The 19,123-nt window shown below is 32.0% G+C and carries 14 protein-coding genes; 12 read left to right on the forward strand and 2 right to left on the reverse strand.

The genetic code is table 11. The features are described from left to right. On the forward strand, window positions 1-1,092 hold the full coding sequence (locus tag A7L45_RS05770) for a glycerol dehydrogenase (RefSeq protein ID WP_071611889.1): 1,092 nt from the start codon (window positions 1-3) through the stop codon (window positions 1,090-1,092). A gap of 140 nt (window positions 1,093-1,232) precedes the next feature. Here the strand turns inward: A7L45_RS05770 and A7L45_RS05775 are convergent, their stop codons facing one another. Next, window positions 1,233-1,694 (reverse strand): redoxin domain-containing protein, encoded by a 462-nt coding sequence (locus tag A7L45_RS05775; protein WP_071611890.1) that lies wholly within the window; start codon window positions 1,692-1,694, stop codon window positions 1,233-1,235. A 562-nt stretch (window positions 1,695-2,256) separates the two neighbouring features. Here A7L45_RS05775 and nirJ1 point away from each other — a divergent pair. The 11 genes from nirJ1 to nifJ all read left to right on the forward strand — a co-directional run bounded on the left by nirJ1 (window position 2,257) and on the right by nifJ (window position 17,726). After that, entirely contained in the window at window positions 2,257-3,441 is a 1,185-nt protein-coding gene (gene nirJ1 / locus A7L45_RS05780) for a putative heme d1 biosynthesis radical SAM protein NirJ1 (RefSeq protein ID WP_071611891.1), read from the forward strand. A 34-nt stretch (window positions 3,442-3,475) separates the two neighbouring features. After that, the gene (gene nirJ2 / locus A7L45_RS05785) at window positions 3,476-4,480 is read left to right on the forward strand and encodes a putative heme d1 biosynthesis radical SAM protein NirJ2 (RefSeq protein ID WP_071611892.1); all 1,005 of its coding nucleotides are present in this window, start codon (window positions 3,476-3,478) and stop codon (window positions 4,478-4,480) included. Further along, window positions 4,480-4,932, forward strand: coding sequence for a siroheme decarboxylase subunit alpha (gene ahbA / locus A7L45_RS05790; RefSeq protein WP_071611893.1), 453 nt, complete (start codon window positions 4,480-4,482; stop codon window positions 4,930-4,932). The genes nirJ2 and ahbA overlap by 1 nt, the downstream gene beginning before the upstream one ends. Before the next feature lie 6 nt (window positions 4,933-4,938). Beyond that, the gene (gene ahbB, locus A7L45_RS05795; RefSeq protein WP_071611894.1) at window positions 4,939-5,418 is read left to right on the forward strand and encodes a siroheme decarboxylase subunit beta; all 480 of its coding nucleotides are present in this window, start codon (window positions 4,939-4,941) and stop codon (window positions 5,416-5,418) included. Between the two features lie 132 nt (window positions 5,419-5,550). Then, window positions 5,551-7,263: a methyl-accepting chemotaxis protein gene (locus A7L45_RS05800; RefSeq protein WP_071611895.1), complete on the forward strand. Its 1,713-nt coding sequence runs from the start codon at window positions 5,551-5,553 to the stop codon at window positions 7,261-7,263. Between the two features lie 355 nt (window positions 7,264-7,618). Continuing rightward, window positions 7,619-9,331 (forward strand): methyl-accepting chemotaxis protein, encoded by a 1,713-nt coding sequence (locus A7L45_RS05805; protein ID WP_071611896.1) that lies wholly within the window; start codon window positions 7,619-7,621, stop codon window positions 9,329-9,331. Between the two features lie 363 nt (window positions 9,332-9,694). Further along, window positions 9,695-10,396 (forward strand): FadR/GntR family transcriptional regulator, encoded by a 702-nt coding sequence (locus A7L45_RS05810; RefSeq protein WP_071614882.1) that lies wholly within the window; start codon window positions 9,695-9,697, stop codon window positions 10,394-10,396. 204 nt (window positions 10,397-10,600) lie between these two features. Further along, window positions 10,601-11,389 (forward strand): electron transfer flavoprotein subunit beta/FixA family protein, encoded by a 789-nt coding sequence (locus tag A7L45_RS05815; RefSeq protein ID WP_071611897.1) that lies wholly within the window; start codon window positions 10,601-10,603, stop codon window positions 11,387-11,389. A gap of 33 nt (window positions 11,390-11,422) precedes the next feature. Then, the gene (locus A7L45_RS05820) at window positions 11,423-12,631 is read left to right on the forward strand and encodes an electron transfer flavoprotein subunit alpha (RefSeq protein ID WP_071611898.1); all 1,209 of its coding nucleotides are present in this window, start codon (window positions 11,423-11,425) and stop codon (window positions 12,629-12,631) included. 113 nt (window positions 12,632-12,744) lie between these two features. Next, entirely contained in the window at window positions 12,745-14,142 is a 1,398-nt protein-coding gene (locus tag A7L45_RS05825) for an FAD-binding oxidoreductase (protein WP_071611899.1), read from the forward strand. A gap of 71 nt (window positions 14,143-14,213) precedes the next feature. After that, window positions 14,214-17,726, forward strand: a complete 3,513-nt coding sequence (nifJ, locus tag A7L45_RS05830) for a pyruvate:ferredoxin (flavodoxin) oxidoreductase (RefSeq protein WP_071611900.1) — start codon at window positions 14,214-14,216, stop codon at window positions 17,724-17,726. A 174-nt stretch (window positions 17,727-17,900) separates the two neighbouring features. Here nifJ and A7L45_RS05835 read toward each other — a convergent pair whose 3' ends face one another. Further along, window positions 17,901-19,040: a sugar diacid recognition domain-containing protein gene (locus A7L45_RS05835; RefSeq protein ID WP_071611901.1), complete on the reverse strand. Its 1,140-nt coding sequence runs from the start codon at window positions 19,038-19,040 to the stop codon at window positions 17,901-17,903. Window positions 19,041-19,123 lie beyond the last annotated feature (83 nt).

Raw genomic sequence — 19,123 nt, forward strand, 5'->3', positions numbered from 1 at the left:
ATGTCTAAAATTATTATGTCACCAGGAAGATATATTCAAGGAAGTGGAGAACTTAAAAAAATAAAGGACCATATTGAAGCCTTTGGAAAATCATTTTTAATAATTGGGACAGACAGAGCAATTAAGCAGACTACAAGCACAATTGAAACAAGCTTCAAAGAAAGTGGATGCAAGTTATCCTATGAAACTTTTAATAGAGAATGTTGCGTTGAAGAAATTGAAAGATTAATGAAAGTAGTAAAAGCTTCAAACTGTGACGTAATTGTTGGCGTAGGTGGAGGAAAAGCTTTTGATACTGCAAAAGCTGTTGCATATTATTGCAAACTTCCAGTAATTGTAGTCCCTACAATAGCCGCAACAGATGCACCATGTAGTGCATTATCAGTTATTTATACTAAAGAAGGAGTTTTCTCAAATTACTTATTACTCCCTAAAAATCCTGAAGTCGTATTAGTTGATACTGATATAGTTGCAGAGGCTCCAGTAAGACTTTTAGTAGCTGGAATGGGAGATGCACTTGCTACATATTTTGAAGCAAGAGCTTGCAAGGAAGGAAATAGAGGAAATATGTCAGGTGAAAAAGCAACACTTGCAGCTATGGCATTAGCGAAACTTTGTTATGAGACATTATTATCAGATGGAGTACAAGCAATGGTCGCTTGTGAAGGTAATGTGTGTACTAAAGCGGTTGAAAACATAATTGAAGCGAATACTTATCTAAGTGGAATTGGTTTCGAAAGTGGTGGACTTGCAGCAGCGCATGCTATTCATGATGGATTTACAGTACTTGAAAAAACTCATAAGTTATATCATGGTGAAAAAGTCGCATTTGGTGCAATAACAGAATTAGTACTTGAAAATAGACATCTAGCAGAAATTGAAGAAGCTATATTGTTTTGCAAGAGTGTAGGACTTCCATATACATTTTCAGATTTAGGAGTAGCAGATGCAACGACCAAGGAACTAATGAGTGTAGCTGTTGCATCTTGCGGTTCGGGAGAAACAATGATAAATGAACCATTTGTTGTTACTCCTAGGGATGTTTACGCCGCATTAGTGGCCACAGATGCACTTGGAAAAATGTATAAATAAGAAACATAAATTGCAATAAATCAAGTAGCAATATAAGATGATTTTTCATTTAAGATAAGGGCCTCATACTAAATTTAGTATGAGGCCCTTATCATATTAAATATTATTTATACATGTAAAGTATATGCAGGATATTCAAACTACATATTAGATAGGAACTCAAAGACTTCACCTAAATCAGGCAATTGAGACTTAGGGTACACCTTAACCCACGCTACAATGCCATTTTCATCTATTATGATATTAGCGCGCTCTGATATACCTTTGTCTTCAATAAAAATTCCATAATCCTGTGCAACTTTACCATGAGGCCAAAAGTCGGAAGGGAGTATTAAATTTTCAAGAAGTAGTGCAGAAGCCCAAGCTTTTTTACATGGAGCAGGATCAACACTAAAAGCAAGTGGGACTGTGTTAAATGTTTGGAATTTACCCCAATTGTTATCAAGGTCTCTTACTTGGTCTGTGCAAACCGGTGTCCAGGTAAGAGGATGAAAGGAAAGTAATACTCGTTTACCTTTAAAGTCTGACAAACATACATTTTGGTAATTGTTATCTCTTAATGAAAAATCGGGTGCAATATCTCCTACTTTAATTAATTCCATAATTCACTCTCTTTCATATCTATTTTTTAATTGGATTATTTTTATAATTCAATATAATTTATTATGTGCAACATAGAGATATTTATTTGAATTATTTTTACTGTTATTTGTAAGAATTAAATAATCTCCTGCGGATCTGCAACAGCTTCGCAGAAGATACATTGACGACTTCAGAAGGAGATTTATAATCCCACTGAAGTTTTCTATTTGTTAGGGTATATATTCTCTGGGGTAGATAACAATTGAAATGTTATTAAATCTTAGTATAATACTAATCAATAAATGATCAACATCTGCATTCATGTTGTTAATTTATTGATCATATGGTATATTATTTTATATAGACATTTTCATCCATCAGTTAATTACATTGTTTTGCATTAATGTAATAGATGATGATGGTCAAATGCCTATTTTTTGTTATCATTTTAATTTATTAAAATATATTATATGAATTTATAAAATACATAAATAAAATTTACTCAAAGCTAAATATAAAAATTAAATGCGGATGGCTTTAAGGGTCTATTGAAACCAAGATGATAAGTAGAGGAGATAAAATATGATTGGAGTATCAAAATTACTATGTGGGACTGAAAATTTTGGAGACAAATTAAGGTATGTAAGCGGAGCTAGCACGCAAACAAATGGGGTTAGTAATGGCCGTGGGCCTGTTGTTGTATGGAATTGTACGAAAACTTGTAATTTAAAGTGTATACATTGTTATGCGAATTCAGACAGTAAAAAATATAAAGATGAATTAAGCACTAAAGAAGCAATATCTCTTATTAACGATTTTCATGATTTTAAAGTGCCAGTAATATTGTTTTCAGGAGGGGAACCTTTACTTCGTGAAGATCTATTTGAGCTAATAAAGCATGCGGGAGAGCATAAGATAAGAAGCACTATTTCTACTAATGGTACGCTTATTGACAAAAATGTTGCAAGAAAAATTAAACAAAGTGAAGTAGGTTATGTAGGAATTAGCTTAGATGGTATTGGCTCAAGGCATGATGAATTCAGGCGTACTAAAGGTTGTTTTGACAAAGCTTTAAATGGAATAAGAAATTGTAGGGACGTTAATCAGAAAGTGGGAGTAAGATTTACTATTAATAGTCACAATTATGATCAATTGGAGGACATATTCCATTTGATTAAAGAAGAAAAAATAAATCGTGTATGTTTTTATCATCTTGTTTATTCTGGAAGAGGAAGCGAGATGATGAAGGAAGATACATCCCACGCACAGTCCAGAGCTGCAATGGATTTAATAATGGAAAAGGCTGTAGAACTCGGGGATAAAGTTGAAATTCTCACTGTAGATAATCATGCGGATACGGTTTATCTTTATTTGAAAGCTCTAAAAAAATACCCTCATTTAGCTGATAATATATTAAAATTGATGGAGATGAATGGTGGAAATAGGTCTGGTATTGCTATTTCAAATGTTGATTACCTAGGAAATATACATGCGGATCAGTTTACCCCACAATATACTTTTGGGAACGTTAAAGAAAGAGCGTTTAAAGAAATTTGGGAAGATACAACAAGTCCAATTATGAAGGGGTTAAAGGATAGAAAAAAATTGCTTAAGGGTAGATGTAGAAAATGTAAATGGTTAAGTGTATGTAATGGTAATTTTAGGACAAGGGCTGAATCGGTGACAGGAGATTTTTGGGCATCAGATCCAGCGTGTTATTTGAGTAATAAAGAAATTGGTGTGCAAGATGGAATTGGATTAGTTTAAAAAGATTTAGGAAAGAGGATAGGGGGAATAAAATATGATCATGTCATGGAATACAACTAATAAATGCAATATGTATTGTAAACATTGTTATAGAGAGGCAGGTATTCAAGCTAAGCATGAATTAAATACAGTCGAGGGTAAATCATTAATAGAGGAAGTAGCGAAGGCAGGATTTAAAATAATGGTATTTTCAGGTGGAGAGCCTTTAGTAAGGCCTGACATTTATGAGTTAATAAAGCACGCAGTAAAAGTTGGATTAAGGCCGGTTCTTGGGAGTAATGGAACGCTTATAACTAAAAGAGCTGCTATGGAGTTAAAAGATGCAGGGGTTATGGGTATAGGAATTAGTTTAGACAGTCTTAATCCTAAAAAACATGATGAATTTCGAAGTTACATAGGTGGATGGAGAGAAGCTGTAATTGGCATGAAAAATTGTAGAGAGGCCGGACTTAATTTCCAAATACATACAACGGTAATGAATTGGAATAAGGATGAAATACTTGATATAACCGATTTTGCGATTGGAATGGGCGCTGTAGCTCATCATACTTTTTTCTTAGTACCAACAGGGAGAGGCGCTGATATTGAAGAAGAATCATTAAATCCAGAGCAATATGAGTCGTTATTAAAGGATATAATGTTAAAACAAAAGGATGTAAACATAGAGCTAAAACCTACCTGTGCACCTGAGTTTATGAGAATTGCTAAGGAAATGGGAATGAAACCTAGGTTTAGTCGTGGGTGCTTAGCAGGAACTAGTTATTGTATTATTAGTCCTAGTGGAGATGTGCAGCCTTGTGCATATCTAAATATTCCAATTGGAAATGTACGAGAGACACCTTTTAGTGAAATTTGGAGAGATAATCATATATTTAAAGAATTAAGAACTATGAATTATAAAGGTAAGTGTGGAAGTTGCAACTATAAAAAAGACTGCGGTGGATGTCGCGCTCGCGTTGCATATTATAATGATGGAGATTACATGGCAGGTGAAGACTGGTGTTCATATTCTAATGATGATATAGGAAATATAGATTAATGGATAAAAAAAATAAAAATTTACTTAATTTGATTCAGTCTAATTTTCCAATAGAATCAAGACCCTTCTTAAAAATTGCAAATGAGTTAGATATTTCAGAAAATCAGGTTATTGATATGATTAAGGAACTTAAAAATGATGGATATATTAAACGAATAGGTGGAATTTTTGATTCAAGAAAATTAGGATATTCTAGTACTCTATGTGCAATAAAAGTTCCATTAGACAGGATTACTGAAGTAGCAGATATTATAAACAGTTACAATGGAGTTACTCATAATTATATTAGAAATCATTCATACAATATGTGGTTTACAGTGATTGCTCCTTCAATAGTTGAGGTTAAAGAGTTTCTAAATGATATTAAGATTAAAACAGATATTGATGAGATAATTGAGCTCCCTGTAGTGAATTTATTTAAAATTAATGTTGTTTTCAATATTAAGGAGTGATTATATATGTTAAGCTGCTTAGATATAAAAATTATTCGTAAAATTCAAGAAGACATGCCGTTGGTACCAGAACCTTATAAAGAAATAGCTCAGGAAATTGGAATTACAGAAAATGAATTAATCGATAAGATTAAGGAATATTGCAGAAATGGTATTATTCGAAGATTTGGCACTATCTTAAATCATAGAAATGTTGGATTCAAGGCAAATGCAATGGTTGTCTGGATAGTTCCGAAAGAGAGAATTAAAGATGTTAGTAAAATCATGATATTATTTCCCCAGGTTAGTCATTGCTATCAGAGGTCTACATTTCCAGGGTGGCCGTATAATGTTTTTACAATGGTTCATGGAGAAACAAAGCAGGAATGCGAAAAAGTAGTTATGGCAATTGCAGAAGCAGTTAATATTAACGAATACGATTTGTTGTACAGTAGTAAAGAACTCAAAAAGGTAAGCATGAAATATTTTATAGAAAAACAATTTTAATACTATTTATGGGAGAATATCAAATTTAATTATGTTAAGGATGATATATGTAAATTATCAAAATTATTATTAAAGTTGTGTATGTAATGAACGATATATCATTGTAATATATTATTTGAGGAGTGGAGATTAATGAAATTTTTTAATGATTTAAAAATGATTCAGAAATTAGTATCAGCATTTTTACTTGTAGCAGTATTTCTAGGGTTAGTTGGATTTATTGGAACATATAATATGAAGAATATTAATACGAATGTTAAGGATATTTACAATAATGATTTGGTAGGTATTAAAGACTTAATTAGTATCAAAGCCAATTTACTACAAGTAAAAAGCGATACATTGTTAATTCTTGACCAAAAAAATAAAAATGATATACAAACACACAAAGATGATGTAACTAATATGAAAAATGTTACTATCATTCTTATCGCTGAGTATAAAGAAACGGTAAATACAGATCTAGAAAAAACTCAATTTGCTGAATTTGAAAAATTAATGATACAATATCGTATTGCAAGGGATGAATTAATTGAAAAGGCAGTTTTAGGAGATTATAAAAAAGCGTATGAACTCTTACCTGCTGCTGATAAAATAAGAGATGATATGTTAATGAGTTTAGATAAAGAATTGAAATTAAATGTTGCTACGTCAAAAGTTGATTATGATAAAAGTCAGTCATCATATAAAAGCGCATCAGTTCAAATTAATATAGTGATTGCCATAGGATTATTGGTTGCTATAGTACTCGGGTTAATAATTGGAATTGCAATTTCAAAACGATTAAAGAAAGTGTTAGTAGTTGCACAAGCTCTTGGAGAAAATGATTTATCAAAAACTGTTGATATTGAGAGTAATGATGAAATTGGTATTTTATCAAAAGCTTTAAATAAATCTGTAGTTAATTTAAAGATCTTAGTTTCTGAAATATCAGAAAGTGCTACCGATATTAGCGCTACTAGCGAAGAACTATCTGCTACAACAGAAGAAATATCAGCCAAAATGGATCTTGTTAATGAATCCGTAAGACAAGTATCTATAGGTGCAGAACAGTTAAGTGCCACAACACAGGAGGTAAATGCCACTACAGAAAGTATTGCAGAGAACGTGGCAGGTGTAACTTTAAGAGCAAACAACGGAACTAAGATTGCAAGTGACATAGGTATAAAAGCTGAGAAAATCATGAAAAATGCAGAGGACAGTAATATTAATGCGAAAAAATTAGGTGAAGAGAAACAAGAAAAAATATTAAAAGCAATTGAAGAAGGAAAGGTTGTTAGTGAAGTTAAGATAATGGCAGATGAAATAGAAAACATAGCAAGCCAGACAAATCTTCTTGCACTTAATGCAGCTATTGAAGCAGCAAGAGCCGGAGAGCAAGGTAAGGGGTTTGCTGTGGTTGCAGATGAAGTTAGAAAATTAGCAGAGGATTCATCAGCTGCAGTTCAAAAAATTCAAGAGGTAACTTTAAGAGTTGAAGCTGCATTTCAGAATCTTTCAAGTAATGCACAAGAGGTGCTGAATTATCTTATTATTACAGTTACACCTGACTATATATCATTTGTAGACACAGGTAAACAATATGGCACAGATGCCGCAATATTTAATGAGTTATCCTCCGATATAGGAACTTCAATGGATACAGTAAATGAAACAGTGTCAGAAATTAAAAAGGCAATTGAAAATGTATCGTCTACAGCAGAGGAATCAGTAGCGAGTACAGAAGAAATACTAGCAAGTGTTAATGAATCTGTTATGGCTATTAGTGAGATAACAAAAGCATCTCAAGGGCAGGCAGTACTAGCGGAAAAATTAAATGGGATGGTTCAAAAATTCAAGTTATAAATAAATATTAGAAAAATATGATATCAGTGAATTTTACCATATAGAGCAGACAAATAAAGTCTAAGCTATATGGTATTTTTTTTATTATTTTTATATGTAAAAATTGTAATATTTTATATATAAATAGGGTTTTAACAATACAATTTCAAGAATTTTAATGTATTATTAAATTTTGTTAAAGTTAAATGAAAATGGAACGATTATATTAGAGACTTAGAAAAAGATTTAATGATATTTGAAAATTAAATGTAGAACTATAGGAAAATATAAAATATTATAGATAGTTGTTTGGAAAATTTTAAAAATGAATCAGTGTAGCTTGTGCTGCACTAGATATAATTAGGAGTGATTGTTAATGAAATGGTTTAATAATTTAAAAATGATTAAAAAACTAGTGTCAGCATTTGTTTTAGTTGCATTGTTTATAGGTATTGTTGGGTTTATTGGAATGACTAATATAAAAAATATTAATAAAAATCTTGAAAACATTTACAGTATAGATTTAATAGGGGTAAATGATATTTCTAATATAAAAGCAAATTTATTGGAAATAAGAGGAGATTTGTTGTTACTTGCTTCTCCAACAAATAAAAGTGATTTGCAAAAAAACAAAGACAGTATTGCAGCTCTTGTAACCAATAATAATAAACTTATTGTAGAATACAAGACTACCATTAAATCTGATTTAGATAGACAACAATTTACGGAATTTGAAAAACTACTTGTGGATTATGATGCAGGCATTGAGGACGTAATTAAACAAATTAATGGGGGCGACTATAAAAAGGCGAATGAACTTGTTCCGGTACTTTCTAAGATTAGATTAAACATGTTCGCAGTTCTACAAAAAGAGTCAAAACTAGCTATGAGTATGGCTAAAATCGATTATGATAATAGTAAAGTAACATATAATAGCTCATATGTTATTATTGCAATAATAACTTTATTAGGCTTATTTGTCGCAATTGCATTGGGGTTAACAATTGCTATTTCGATATCAAGGAGGATAAAGAAGGTTGTTATTGTAGCTGGTGCACTTTGCGAAAATGATTTATCAAAAACTGTTGATATTGACAATAAGGATGAAATTGGTATTTTAGCAAAAGCTTTAAACAAAGCAATATTGAATTTAAAAACATTAATTTCTGAAATATCAGAAAGTGCTACTGATATTAGCGCTACAAGTGAAGAACTATCTGCTACAACAGAAGAAATATCAGCAAAAATGGATCTTGTTAATGAATCCGTAAGACAAGTATCTATAGGTGCAGAACAGTTAAGTGCCACAACAGAGGAAGTAAATGCTACCACAGAAAGTATTGCAGATAACGTGGTAGAGGTAACATTAAAAGCAAATAACGGAACTAAGATTGCGAGTAACATAGAAGTAAATGCAGAAAAAATTAGTAAAAATGCTGAAATTAATGCAAATATTTCAAATAAAATATATGATGAGAAGCAAGAAAGAATATTAAAAGCAATTGAAGAAGGAAAGGTTGTTAGTCAAGTTAAAATAATGGCAGATGAAATAGAAAATATAGCAAGTCAAACAAACCTTCTTGCACTAAATGCAGCTATTGAAGCCGCAAGAGCAGGAGAGCAAGGTAAGGGGTTTGCTGTGGTTGCAGATGAGGTTAGACAACTGGCTGAGGATTCATCGAGTACGGTTAAAAAAATTCAAGAGGTAACTGCGAAAGTTGAAAAGGCATTCCAAAATCTTTCCATCAATGCTCAAGATGTATTAGCTTTTATGGATAGTAATGTTAAACCGGATTATAAATTGTTTGTAGATACGAGTAAAAAATATGGAACAGATGCAGTAGTCTTTAATAAGTTGACTTCAGAGATTGGAGATTCGATGAATATTGTAAATGAAACAGTGTCAGAAATTAAAAAAGCAATTGAAAATGTATCAGCTACAGCTGAGGAATCGGTAGCTAGTACAGAAGAAATACTCGCAAGTGTTAATGAATCGGTTATGGCCATTGGTGAAATAACAAAAGCTTCTCAAAACCAGGCAAAACTAGCTGAAAAATTAAATAGTATGGTTCAAAAATTCAAATTGTAAATAGAATATTAAAAACCGATAAGATTTTATAAATCTTATCGGTTTTTAATATGATGTTCAGATTAAATGTAATATTTGTAGCCGATATTTCATTTAAAATAAACGATTGCGATTATGTGAAAATATTATCAATGTTCTTGCTTTTTATAAATTATAATATATTATTGTTTTGAAAATATGATTACATTTATTTACATAAATATTTATAATTTTGGACATAATTTGCTGGAATATTAAATTGTAATAATTATGTTATAATATATATAATGTATGAATCTGGAATGTTAAAGGGGGAAACGCATAATGGATAAAATTGATAAGACTACATTAAAACCTTTGGAGCAATATCCAGGTGTGAATAAAATGTTTAGTCCAATAAAGAGTACGAAAGTTTACGAGCAAGTAATTGAACAAATAAAAAATATGATTGATCAAGGTATGCTTAAAAAAGGTGATAAACTACCTTCAGAGAGAAGCTTAGTGCAGCAACTAGAGGTGAGTAGGGCTTCGATTCGAGAGGCTCTTCGGGCATTAGAAGTCATTGGACTTATAGATTGCAGACAAGGGGAAGGAAGTTATATAAAGGCAAGTTTTCAGGATAATTTATTTGAACCACTATCAATTATGTTTATGTTAGAGGGAAGTAATCAAGAAGAGATATGGGAGCTCAGAAAGATTATGGAGGTTGAGGCTGCAGGTCTTGCTTCAAAGAGAATAACAGATGAACAATTAATAGAGCTTAAGGAGCTTACACAAAAATTTATAAATTGTGATGATGAAGATATTAATTCTGAAATAGATAAAAAGTTTCATTATAAGATTGCAGAATGCTCAGGTAATGTTTTAATTTTTGATATTCTAAAAACAGTTTCAACACTTGTAGATCATTTTATAAAGGATGCAAGAAAATTAATAATAGTTCATGAAGGGAATAAGGAAATTCTTTTTTCTCAACATAATGAGATATATTTAGCGATGGAAAGACATAGTTCCTCAGATGCCAGAAAAGCAATGCGAGAACATTTAGATTTTGCAAATAAATATAAGAGTGAAAGGACAATATAGTAATATTATAAAATCATGGGTGAGGGCAATAACAAATATTGCTCTCACCTTTAATTTTATAGTAAAAAAAATAAACACTGTTAATTAAATAACAATAGTAGAAATGTTTTGAATAGTGTGTTATTATAAATTAAAAGGTGGTCAGACCATCTAGCCAACAATGAGTTTTTAGAATTCTATACAAAATGTAGGAGGAATAAATATATGGAAATTTTAGTTTGTATAAAACAAGTTCCAGGTACTTCAAATGTTGAAGTGGATCCAGTTACAGGAGTTTTAAAAAGAGATGGTGTAGATTCTAAAATGAATCCTTTCGATTTGTTTGCATTAGAAACGGCGCTTAAAATTAAGGAAGCAAAGGGTGGACTAGTTAAAGTTATAACTATGGGACCCCCTCAAGCAAAGGATGTTATTCGCGAAGCATATATGATGGGAGCAGATGAAGGTGCACTAATTTCTGATAGGAAGTTTGCAGGAGCAGATGTTCTAGCTACATCTTATACAATTTCTCAAGGGGTAAGAAAAATGGGTAAATTTGATCTTATATTATGTGGAAAGCAAACAACTGATGGTGATACCGCTCAAGTAGGTCCAGAAATGGCTGAATACCTAAATATTCCGCATATTGCAAACGTCTTAAAAATAATAGAATTGAAGGAAAAATCAATTGTTGTAGAGATGGATATGGCAAATACTATAGAAGTCGCTGAGATTCAATTTCCATGTCTTTTAACTGTAGACAAAGATATATATCAACCAAGGCTTCCGTCTTATAGGAAAAAAATAGCTACAAAAGATAGAGAAATAAAAATGATAACATTAAATGATTTTGAAGATAAGGATGAAAAGAAATATGGACTTAATGGTTCACCAACACAAGTTGAACGAATATTTCCACCAGATGTGAATAATGATCGTGAAACATGGACAGGTAGCGGTGCAGAACTTAGTTTAAAAATGGCAACAAAACTTAAAGAATTAAAATTCGTATAATGAATTAAATTATATAAGAAGGGTGGAGTTCTAATGAGTAAGTTAATTTGTCACCAAGAGAAGGTAAATGAATCAATTGCTAAAGAATTAGTAAAGGTTTGTCCTTTTGGTGCTATTGAATATAACGATGGGAAAATAGAAGTTAATGCAGGCTGTAAAATGTGTAAGATTTGTGTTAAAAAAGGTCCAACCGGAGTAATGGAATTTCTTGAAACGAAGGTAGTTCAAGTTGATAAGAGTTTATGGAAGGGTATAGGGGTATATGTTGATCATGTAGAAGGAGTTATACATCCTGTAACAATGGAACTTATCGGAAAAGCGAGAGAACTTGCATCAGTTGTTAATTTCCCAGTATATTGTGTTTTTATTGGCCACAACATAAAAGAGAAAGCAAAAGAATTATTACATTATGGTGTTGATGAAGTGTTTGTATACGATTATGAAGAGCTTAAGGATTTTAGGATAGAACCTTATACTGCAGCATTCGAAGATTTTGTAAATAAGGTAAAGCCATCATCATTACTTGTTGGTGCAACAACTATTGGTAGATCACTTGCTCCAAGAGTTGCAGCAAGATTTAGAACGGGACTTACTGCTGACTGTACAATACTTAAGATGAAAGAAAATACAGACCTTGTGCAGATAAGACCAGCTTTTGGTGGTAATATTATGGCTCAAATTATATGTCCAAATACAAGACCACAAATGTCTACAGTAAGGTATAAAGTTATGAATGCTCCTGAAAAAAATTGTGACGAGAAAGGTAAAATTACAATTTGTGAAATAGATAGGGCAAAATTAAGATCTAACATTGAGGTATTAAAGGTTACTAAAAAAGAAGTTGAAGAAAATATTTCAGATGCAGAGGTAATTATTGCAGTTGGCAGAGCATTAAAGTCAGAAAAAGATCTTGTTATGATACAGGAGCTTGCAGACTTACTTAATGCCCAAGTAGCTGGAACAAGACCAACAATTGAAGCCGGTTGGATTGATGCTAAAAAACAAATTGGTCTATCTGGAAGAACAGTTAAACCTAAATTAATAATAGCTCTTGGAATTTCAGGTGCAGTTCAGTTTACAGCCGGAATGAACAGTTCAGAGCGTATATTTGCAATAAATAAAGATCCTAATGCATCGATATTTAATGTAGCTCATTATGGAGTAGTGGGAGACATATATGAAGTAGTTCCTCAATTGATCCAAAATATTAAAAATTCAGGAGCTGAGTACTGTATTCGCTAACGTATAGATTTAAGCCAACTTTTAGTCTTAACTTAAGTAATAAATCATTTAGCGGTTTTACTAAATGAGACCATTTAGCGGTTTTACTAAATGAATAATCGGGAGGTAATCTTATGAGTTACAAAAAACTTGATGCAAAGGATATAGAATTTCTAGTGTCTATATTAGGAAAAGATAGAGTGTTTACTGGTGATGATATAAATGATGATTTCAGCCATGATGAGATGGGTGGAATAAGTAAAATGCCAGAAGTGTTAGTTGAGGTTCTTACAACTGATGAAGTGTCAAAAATCATGAAATATGCATCTGATAATGTTATTCCTGTTGTAGCAAGAGGTTCAGGAACCGGACTAGTTGGAGCATCAGTTCCAATAATGGGCGGGATTATGATAAATATGTCTAGGATGAATAAAATACTTGAAATTGATGAAGAAAACTTAATGTTAACACTTGAGCCAGGTGTACTTCTAATGGAGATAAGTAAATATGTTGAAGAGTTTGATCTGTTTTATCCACCAGATCCAGGAGAAAAATCAGCAACAATTGCGGGAAATATAAATACTAATGCGGGTGGAATGAGAGCTGTTAAATACGGAGTTACAAGAGATTATATAAGAGGACTTGAAGTAGTACTTCCAAGTGGAGAAATACTTGAAGTGGGTGGAAAGGTAGTTAAAAATTCTACTGGGTACAGCATAAAAGATTTAATATGTGGTTCAGAGGGAACACTTGGAATAGTTACGAAAATAATATTAAGACTATTGCCACTACCAAAGAAAGCTGTGTCATTATTAATACCATTCCCTAATCTTGATATGGCAATAAACACAGTTCCTTTAATAGTTAAATCAAAAGCAGCTCCAACTGCTATAGAATTTATGCAAAGAGAAGTTATTCTTGCTGCTGAAGAATTCCTTGGTAAAAAGTTCCCAGATAATTCATCAGATGCTTATCTTTTATTAACTTTTGACGGTAATACTATAGAAGAAATAGAAAAAGCTTATGAAGGTGTAGCTAATATTTGCCTAGAGCAAGGTGCTCTTGATGTATTTATAACGGATACTGATGAGAGAAAAGAAGCTGTTTGGTCTGCAAGAGGAGCTTTTCTTGAAGCAGTTAAAGCAACAACAACTTATATGGATGAATGTGACGTTGTTGTTCCAAGGAACATGGTTGCCAAGTTCATTAATTACACTAATGAGCTCCAAAAGGAATTTAATATAAGGATAAGAAGTTTTGGTCATGCAGGTGATGGTAACTTACATGTATATGTGTTAAAAGATGACCTTACGGATGAAGTATGGGACACGAAAATTGCAGAAGTATTTGAAGCAATGTACAGTAAATCAAGAGAACTCAAAGGTTTAGTATCTGGAGAACATGGTATTGGATTTGCAAAAAAAGCATATATGTTAGAACAATTAGGACCTGTGTATGTAGGACTTATGAAAAATATAAAATTGGCATTTGATCCTAAAAATATATTAAACCCAGGAAAAGTTTGTGAATAAAGTAATAATATCGCCAATGTCTTTTATAGATGTTGGCGATACAAATAATTTTAAGAAAGAAGGCTTATTAAATGAGAAAAATGAAAACTATGGACGGAAATACAGCAGCGGCACATGTTGCCTATGCATATACTGATGTTGCAGCAATTTACCCTATAACACCATCATCAACGATGGCAGAATATTGTGATGAACTTGCAGCTAAAGGAACAAAAAATGTATTTGGTCAAAAAGTTAAAATTATGGAAATGCAATCAGAAGCAGGAGCTGCAGGAGCTGTACATGGTTCACTTCAAACAGGTGCTTTAACTTCAACTTTTACATGTTCTCAAGGATTATTATTAATGATTCCAAACATGTACAAAATTGCAGGAGAATTATTACCAGGAGTATTCCATGTTGCAGCTAGAGCGTTAACAACTCATGCACTTAATATTTTTGGAGATCATCAAGATGTAATGGCAACTAGGCAGACAGGTTTTGCTTTACTTGCATCTAATAGTGTACAAGAAGTAATGGATTTATCACCAGTTGCTCATTTAACAGCACTAGAGGGAAAAATTCCATTTGTAAACTTCTTTGATGGATTTAGAACTTCTCATGAAATACAAAAAATAGAAGCATGGGATTATGAAACTTTAGGAAGTCTTATGAACAAAGAAGCATTAGAGACTTTTAGAAATAAAGCATTAAACCCAGAACATCCAGTAACTCGTGGAACAGCACAAAATCCAGATGTTTATTTCCAAGGAAGAGAAGCTTCAAACACATATTATGATGCATTACCTGAAAAAGTTGAAACATGTATGGGAAAAATAAATTCATTAATCGGAACTGACTACCACTTATTTAACTATTATGGTGCACCTGATGCAGATAGAATAATAATAGCAATGGGATCAGTTTGTGAAACAATTGAAGAAACTATTGATTATTTAATTGCTAAGGGAGAAAAGGTTGGAGTACTTAAAGTACATTTATTTAGACCATTCTCAGTAGATCATTTCTTTAAATACATACCAAAAACAGTTAAAAAAATATCAGTACTTGATAGAACTAAAGAACCAGGATCAATTGGAGAACCTTTATATCAAGATGTTAGAAGCGCATATTTTGATCAAGAAACTAGACCAGTTATAGTTGGCGGAAGATATGGACTTGGATCAAAAGATACTACTCCAGCTCAAATTGTTGCTGTATATGATGCTTTAAAAGCAAAAACTCCAGTAAACGGATTTACTGTAGGAATAGTTGATGATGTTACTAATAAATCACTCGTAATTGGTGATGCTATTACAACAACACCAGAAGGAACTAAAGAATGTAAATTCTGGGGTCTTGGATCAGATGGTACTGTTGGAGCTAACAAGAGTGCAATCAAAATCATAGGAAACCATACAGATATGTTTGCACAAGCTTATTTTGCTTATGATTCTAAAAAATCAGGTGGAGTAACAATCTCTCACTTAAGATTTGGTAAGAAAGCTATAAAATCAACATATTTAATTAGTTCTGCAAACTACGTTGCCTGTGGTAACCAAGCTTATGTAACTAAATATGATGTTTTAAAAGGAATTAAAGATGGTGGTACATTCTTATTGAATTGTATATGGACTCCAGAAGAATTAGAACAACATTTACCAGCTACAATGAAGAACTATATTGCTAATCACAATATTAATTTCAATACGCTTGATGCTGTTGGAATAGCAGGTAAAATAGGTCTTGGTGGAAGAGTTAACATGATTATGCAAGCAGCTTTCTTTAAGCTTGCAGACATAATACCAGTAGAAGATGCAGTTAAGTATCTTAAAGCTGCTGTTATTACATCTTATGGTAAAAAAGGCGAAAAAGTTATCAATATGAATAACGCTGCAATTGATGAAGGTGTTCAATCAGTTGTTAAAATTAATGTACCAGCAAGCTGGAAAACAGTTAAAGATGTAGTTGTAGCAGAAGATGCTAGACCAGATTTCGTTAAAAACATTGCTGATGTAATGAACAGACAAGAAGGAGACTCTTTACCTGTTAGTGCATTTGTTGGAATAGAAGACGGAACATTAATGCCAGGAACAGCTGCATTTGAAAAGAGAGGAATTGCTGTTAATGTACCAGAATGGCAAGTAGATAAATGTATACAATGTAATCAATGTGCATATGTATGTCCTCATGCAGTAATAAGACCTTTCTTAACGAGTGGTGAAGATCTTAAAAATGCTCCAAAGACTTACGAAAGTAAGAAAGCTATTGGAAAAGGACTTGAAGGTCAACATTTTGCAATAGGTATAAGTAATGCAGATTGTAGTGGTTGTGGTAACTGTGCAGAAGTTTGCCCTGCTAAAGAAAAAGCTTTAATCATGAAACCATATGCTACGCAAGAAGCTAAATTACCAAACTGGAAGTTTAACATAAACTTACCTAAGAAAGAAAATCCAATGGGAACAGCAACTGTTAAGGGAAGCCAATTTGAGCAACCATTAATGGAATTCAGCGGAGCTTGTGCTGGATGTGGAGAAACTCCATATGCTAGACTTATAACTCAATTATTCGGAGATAGAATGTTAATAGCTAATGCTACAGGATGTTCATCTATTTGGGGAGCAAGTTCACCAGCTTCACCATATACAGTTAACAAACGTGGTCAAGGTCCAGCTTGGGCTAACTCATTGTTTGAAGATAATGCTGAATTCGGATTTGGTATGTTCCTTGCAACTAGCCAATTAAGAGATAAGGTTGAAATGTCAGCTAAAGAAGCATTGACAATGAAAACTAGTGATGCATTGAAAACAGTTATTAATGAATGGATAGAAAACAAAGAAGATGCAGAAGGTTCAAAAGCTGCAACTGATAAAATGTTACCATTATTAAATGCTGAAAAAGATAATAACGAAGCATTAAAAGAAATATTTGCTAAGAGAGATCATTTAGTTAAGAAATCTCAATGGATATTTGGTGGAGATGGCTGGGCTTATGATATCGGATATGGCGGAGTTGATCATGTACTTGCATCTGGAGAAGATGTAAATATATTTGTATTTGATACTGAAGTATATTCAAATACTGGTGGTCAAGCTTCAAAATCTACACCAACTGCAGCAGTTGCAAAATTTGCCGCTACTGGTAAGAGAACTAAGAAAAAAGATTTAGGTATGATGGCAATGACTTACGGATATGTTTATGTTGCTCAAATAGCAATGGGTGCTGATAAAGCACAGACATTAAAAGCTATAAAAGAAGCAGAAGCATATAAAGGACCATCACTTATAATCGCTTATGCACCATGTATTAATCATGGTCTTAAAGTTGGAATGGGATGTACACAACTTGAGACTAAGAGAGCTGTTGAATCAGGATACTGGGCTATGTATAGATTTAATCCAGATCTTAAAGATGCAGGAAAGAACCCATTCGTATTAGACTCTAAAGAACCAACTACTTCATTTAGAGATTACCTAATGGGCGAAGTAAGATATTCTTCACTTGCAAAAAGTTTCCCAGAAGTTGCAGAAGAATTATTTGTTAAAACAGAAAATGATGCTAAAGAAAGATTAGCAGGATACAAAAAACTTGCTAGTGAAAAATAGTATTTAAAGTAAACTAAAGGGAGCCCTACGAGGCTCCCTTTAGTTTATTAAAAGATCATTTGAAGAAACATCCTTTTTGGTATTAAATTCAAATTTATTTCAGTTAAATTATTTCCTGCGGAGCTGCAACAGCTTCGCAAAAGATGAATTGACGACTTTCCTTTTGAAATGTTGTTAAAAGTTAATCATTGCACTATAAAGCCAAAATAGGTCAATGTAATTTCTAGGATTTCTATTTGTTATTTTATAAATATTATTTAGTCGGTATCTAATAGTGTTTCTATGAATAAATAGCCTACTGGATACATTATTAAGCTCTCCATTTTCTTCTATTAAAACTTTTAAGGTTTCTCTTAACACCCCATCTTTATCATTTAATGATATTAGTTTGTACGTGTCTTCTAATTCGTTAATTTTCCATTCTTCACTACTTTGAGAAAACAACATCTCACACTTTAGTGAATTAAAAGTATAAATATTATCATTAGGATATATCTTTTTTCCAAATATAAGTGTGTCTTTAGCTATATTAAAAGATTTATACATGTCATTTAACTTGTTGTATATTTTTCCAGTGGATATCTTTACAGTAATGCCTAATTGATTACATATTTTTTCGTTAATTTCTTTTGCTTTTTTATTATACTCTTCAATTTTATTATTAGTATGCACACATTTATATAATACTACAATGGTTTTTGAATCAATTACTGTTGCTAGAGATTCCATAAATGTACCTTCTAATAGTTTTATTATTTCATTAAATATATTTAAATAATGCTTATCTGAATTATCTTTAAAATTCACTTCAATTATAAAGATAGCCATAGGATGATTGTATGGGATTTCAAATCTTTTAATATATTTATCTAATAAGAGAAGCGTATCTTGTTTATTAGATATAACTGCTAGCATAACCTCTTGCTTCATTCTCTTGTTACTTTCTAATTCTCTTAGTGCATGTTCTTGCTCTATCATCATTTCTGCTGTCATTTTAATTAATTTACCATAACCTAAAACATCTTTGGGTTTCCCAGCAATACCGATTACCCCAATAATGTTATTTTGAAACTCAATAATTAAGTTGGTTCCTGAATATACACCATTTAATTTTTTACTTAGATTTTCACTAACTTTAAATTCTAATTTTGTTTTAAGTGCTATTTTTGCGCCCTCGTGTATATCTCCAATTCTGTTTTTATCTCCTGAAGCTATAATAATTCCTAATGTGTTGGTTATAATAATATTATAATTAACAACATTCATAGTCCGTTCAACAATAATTCTAGCTAATTCTGTACTTAAAAACTCCATTAATTACATCTCCTATTAAGTTATAAAAATAGATGCTATATATAAATAAAATAACATACAGCGTATGTTGATTTAAAATGTCT

The organism is Clostridium estertheticum subsp. estertheticum, assembly GCF_001877035.1.
GTDB lineage: Bacteria > Bacillota > Clostridia > Clostridiales > Clostridiaceae > Clostridium_AD > Clostridium_AD estertheticum.

What these genes read in the sequence shown, in the direction of transcription:
- A7L45_RS05805 (WP_071611896.1), top strand. Translation starts at nt 7,619, where the DNA reads ATGAAATGGTTTAATAATTTAAAAATGATTAAAAAACTAGTGTCAGCA.
- A7L45_RS05815 (WP_071611897.1), top strand. Translation starts at nt 10,601, where the DNA reads ATGGAAATTTTAGTTTGTATAAAACAAGTTCCAGGTACTTCAAATGTT.
- ahbB (WP_071611894.1), top strand. Translation starts at nt 4,939, where the DNA reads ATGTTAAGCTGCTTAGATATAAAAATTATTCGTAAAATTCAAGAAGAC.
- nirJ1 (WP_071611891.1), top strand. Translation starts at nt 2,257, where the DNA reads ATGATTGGAGTATCAAAATTACTATGTGGGACTGAAAATTTTGGAGAC.
- ahbA (WP_071611893.1), top strand. Translation starts at nt 4,480, where the DNA reads ATGGATAAAAAAAATAAAAATTTACTTAATTTGATTCAGTCTAATTTT.
- A7L45_RS05820 (WP_071611898.1), top strand. Translation starts at nt 11,423, where the DNA reads ATGAGTAAGTTAATTTGTCACCAAGAGAAGGTAAATGAATCAATTGCT.
- A7L45_RS05810 (WP_071614882.1), top strand. Translation starts at nt 9,695, where the DNA reads ATGTTTAGTCCAATAAAGAGTACGAAAGTTTACGAGCAAGTAATTGAA.
- nirJ2 (WP_071611892.1), top strand. Translation starts at nt 3,476, where the DNA reads ATGATCATGTCATGGAATACAACTAATAAATGCAATATGTATTGTAAA.
- A7L45_RS05825 (WP_071611899.1), top strand. Translation starts at nt 12,745, where the DNA reads ATGAGTTACAAAAAACTTGATGCAAAGGATATAGAATTTCTAGTGTCT.
- nifJ (WP_071611900.1), top strand. Translation starts at nt 14,214, where the DNA reads ATGAGAAAAATGAAAACTATGGACGGAAATACAGCAGCGGCACATGTT.
- A7L45_RS05775 (WP_071611890.1), bottom strand. Translation starts at nt 1,694, where the DNA reads ATGGAATTAATTAAAGTAGGAGATATTGCACCCGATTTTTCATTAAGA.
- A7L45_RS05800 (WP_071611895.1), top strand. Translation starts at nt 5,551, where the DNA reads ATGAAATTTTTTAATGATTTAAAAATGATTCAGAAATTAGTATCAGCA.
- A7L45_RS05835 (WP_071611901.1), bottom strand. Translation starts at nt 19,040, where the DNA reads ATGGAGTTTTTAAGTACAGAATTAGCTAGAATTATTGTTGAACGGACT.
- A7L45_RS05770 (WP_071611889.1), top strand. Translation starts at nt 1, where the DNA reads ATGTCTAAAATTATTATGTCACCAGGAAGATATATTCAAGGAAGTGGA.